This is a genomic window from Phenylobacterium sp. (genome assembly GCF_020253645.1).
In the GTDB taxonomy this organism is placed as follows: Bacteria; Pseudomonadota; Alphaproteobacteria; order Caulobacterales; family Caulobacteraceae; genus Phenylobacterium.
Genome location: NZ_JADCBG010000121.1, coordinates 1 through 3,169 on the forward strand (window position 1 = coordinate 1; position 3,169 = coordinate 3,169).

3 protein-coding genes and 1 pseudogene are annotated in these 3,169 nt (G+C 69.0%); 1 reads left to right on the forward strand and 3 read right to left on the reverse strand.

The features are described from left to right. A pseudogene (locus INE98_RS08685) lies at positions 1–380 on the forward strand (ammonia channel protein); the annotation flags it as partial. A gap of 53 nt (positions 381–433) precedes the next feature. On the opposite strand, the gene INE98_RS08690 reads toward INE98_RS08685, so the two are convergent. Genes INE98_RS08690 through INE98_RS14545 form a run of 3 tightly spaced genes read right to left on the reverse strand, consistent with a single transcriptional unit; the run spans position 434 to position 3,163 of the window. Beyond that, on the reverse strand, positions 434–1,321 hold the full coding sequence (locus INE98_RS08690; protein ID WP_293538258.1) for a 4-(cytidine 5'-diphospho)-2-C-methyl-D-erythritol kinase: 888 nt from the start codon (positions 1,319–1,321) through the stop codon (positions 434–436). A gap of 7 nt (positions 1,322–1,328) precedes the next feature. Then, on the reverse strand, positions 1,329–3,047 hold the full coding sequence (locus INE98_RS08695) for a tetratricopeptide repeat protein (RefSeq protein ID WP_367120178.1): 1,719 nt from the start codon (positions 3,045–3,047) through the stop codon (positions 1,329–1,331). A 41-nt stretch (positions 3,048–3,088) separates the two neighbouring features. Next, positions 3,089–3,163: a 4Fe-4S dicluster domain-containing protein gene (locus INE98_RS14545; protein ID WP_286789816.1), complete on the reverse strand. Its 75-nt coding sequence runs from the start codon at positions 3,161–3,163 to the stop codon at positions 3,089–3,091. Positions 3,164–3,169 lie beyond the last annotated feature (6 nt).

The following is a 3,169-nucleotide window of genomic DNA, read 5'->3' on the forward strand; positions in this document are numbered from 1 at the left end:
TCTTCTGCTCGAAGATCAAGAACGCGCTGAAGTACGACGACAGCCTGGACGCCTTCGGCATCCACGCCATCGGCGGCATCGTCGGCGCCATCGCCACCGGCCTCCTGGTCAATCCGGCCTGGGGTGGCGCGGGCGTGGTGGACTACACCACCTGCGCGGCCGACGGCGACATCTCCACCTGCGACACCGCGGCCTATGTGCTCTCCACCCAGGTCATGGCCCAGATCAAGGCCGTGCTGGTGGCGATCGCCTGGTCGGCCGTCGCAAGCGCCATCGTCTTCTACGTGATCAAGTTCACCGTGGGCCTGCGCTCGACCGTGGACAGCGAGGAAGAAGGCCTGGACATCTCCGAGTTCGGAGAGCGGGCCTACCACAACTGATCCTCCCCTCAGTCGTGGCGGAGCGGGGACCCCTCGGGGTCCCCGTTTTCGTTTCAGGGCCGGTCTTCGAGCGGGGCGCCGAGGCGGCAGGGGCGCACCCACCAGTCCGGGTGTTCGCGGGCAAGGGTCGCAGCCAGGCGCCTGGCCGCGGCGGCGTCGGGGCAGAGGGCGAAGGCCGTGGCTCCGGATCCGGACAGGCGGGCGAGGAGCGTCTCGGGAGCGTTGCGAAGGCGTCCCAGCAGCGTCGTCACGAGGGGCGCCACGGCGGCGGCGGGGCGCTCGAGGTCATTCCGCAGGGTCGCCAGCCACCGGGCTGCAGCGACGACGTCCGAAAGCTCGCCAGGGTCCGGGACGGGGTCGGCCCGGTCCCTCGGACCCGCCTCATCGTAGGCGCGATAGACCGCCCCGGTGGGACAGGCGACGCCTGGATTGACCAGCACGGCCGGCATGTCCGGCAGCCAGGGCGCAGGGCCAAGAATCTGCCCCCGGCCCGAAGCTGTGACCGGCTGGCTGCGGATGCAGGCCGGGACATCGGAACCAAGGTCCCCCGCAAGGACCTCCAGCTCATCCAGCGTCAAGGCCTCGCCCCAATGGCGGTTGAGGAGACGCAGGGTCACGGCGGCGTCGGCCGAGCCCCCGCCCAGACCTGAGGCCAGGGGCAGGTGCTTGTCGAGCCGGAGGGCCGGCGCAGGTCCGGGCCGGTCGAGCCGATCCGAGAGAAGACGGACCGCCCGCAGCACCAGGTTGTCCTCGACCCCCAATCCAGCCGCAAACGGGCCGGTCATCTGCAGAGGAGGCGAAGTTTCTTCTGAGATCGCCACCCAATCGCCGACATCCGCGAAGACCATGAGGCTCTCAAGGGGGTGGAAGCCGTCCTGACCAGGCGGGCCCACGTGCAGGTAGAGGTTCACCTTGGCGGGTGCAAAGGCGCGTGCGCTCATGGCCGGGTCACGGCTTGCGGGGGGACGGCGGCGGCGCGGAGTCCAGCCCTTCCGACAACTTGCGCTCGGCGTCAGCGCGAATCCTGGGATCGGGATCGAGCGTCAGGACGCGTCTCCACTGGAAGCCGGCCTCCTCCCGCCGGCCGACCCTCCAATAGGCGTCGCCCAGGTGGTTGTTGATCTCCGGATCCCCTGGCTCAAGCTCCACCGCCTGTTCCAGGGTCTGGACAGCGCGGGGGAAGTCTCCGAGTCGGTAATGCGCCCATCCCAGACTGTCGACCATGGCCCCGGAGCGGGGATTCTGGCTGACCGCCCGCCGGACCATTTCGAGCGCCTCGCCGAGATTCTCATTCCGGTCGATCCAGGAATAGCCGAGGTAGTTCAGAAGCTCCGGCTCATCGGGGTTAAGCCGCAAGGCCTCCTTGAGGTCCCGCTCGGCCTCCTTCCAGCGCCCCGCACGCTCAAGGGACACGCCCCGGGCAAAGAACAACCTCCAGTCGGGCGCAGAAGACGCAAGCACCGGCGCCATGACATCGGCGGACTCCGAGAACCTCTCATTGGCCCTGAGAAGGTCGGCCAGGTTGATCACGGCCTCAATGTCACCCGATGCGGCGGCGCTTCGGGCAAGGCGTAGAGCCGTTTCACCATCCCCAGCCCGCTGGTGGCTCCACGCCAGCTTGGCCTGAGCGGCGGGGAACTCCGGGGCGCCCGCGGGGGTCCGCGCATAGGCGGCTCGCGCCTCCTCGAGTTGACCTTCATCCTCCAGAAGATCACCGACCAGCAACCATGCGCTGTGGTTGTCGGGATCGAGGCGCAGGGCCAGCCGAAGATAGGCGAGGCCCATCTGGCCCTGCCCAGCCGCAATCAGCGTCGCCGCCACCGGGATCAGGCTCTGGGCGGCGCCCTGGCGAAGGGTGGGCAGTGGCTCGGAGCGCCCCTCGGAGGCTCTCGTCCGGGCCGCCCGCGCGAGGGCGTTGCGAGGGTCGGCCGAAAGAAGCCTGTCATAGAGGGCGATGGCTTCGGCATGCCGCTTCCGTCGCTCCAGGAATCCGCCATAGGCGAGAAGAGCCGCGGAGCCTGGGGATTCACCGCCAGCCAGCACCTTGAAGTTGGTCTCCGCCTCATCGTAGCGCCGCGCCCACTCGAAGAGCCGGGCCTGGGAAAGAAGCCCGAACACATCGACCACCCGATCACCCGGCGACTGGGGCCGCACCAGAAGGCCCTCGCGGTCGCCGGCCATAGCCGCCGCCCAAGGCGACAGAAGGGCGGTTGCAGAGCGATGCGGAAAGGTTGCGGTCTCGGGGGCCAGCAGGGCGCGGACCGAGCGGGGACGACCTGTCGACATTCCTTCCACGGCGCGGACAAGGCGACCCAGCGACAGGCTGGAGGGAGATGCGGAGCCGTCCACAGGAGCGAGGCGCGCCGCAGTCGTGACATCTCCCGCCAGGAGGGCGGCCACGAACTCGCGCTCCCCGACGATCGACGCCGCTTCAGGATCCAGGCGCCGGACAGCCTCGTAATAGCTCGCAGCTTCGGCGTGACGCCCCGCATTCAACGCCGCCCTGCCCGCCAGGAACTGCCCATAGGGCGAGACGCCAGAGGTCGGTGGCAAGGGTGGCCAGGAAGGCTCCGGCGTCGTCGTGCAAGCCGCAAGAAGCGCCGCCGCCCCAAGCGACCCGAGGCGGAGCGCCATTCGTCTCAAGACCCGTTCGCTCAGGAAGGCCATATCGGGGGTGTTCACCTGTTCGCTCCCCCCGGCAAGCCTGTCTACATGTTCGGGTAGTTGGGCCCGTCGCCGCCCTGGGGCGTCGTCCAGTTGATGTTCTGTGACGGGTCCTTGATGTCGCA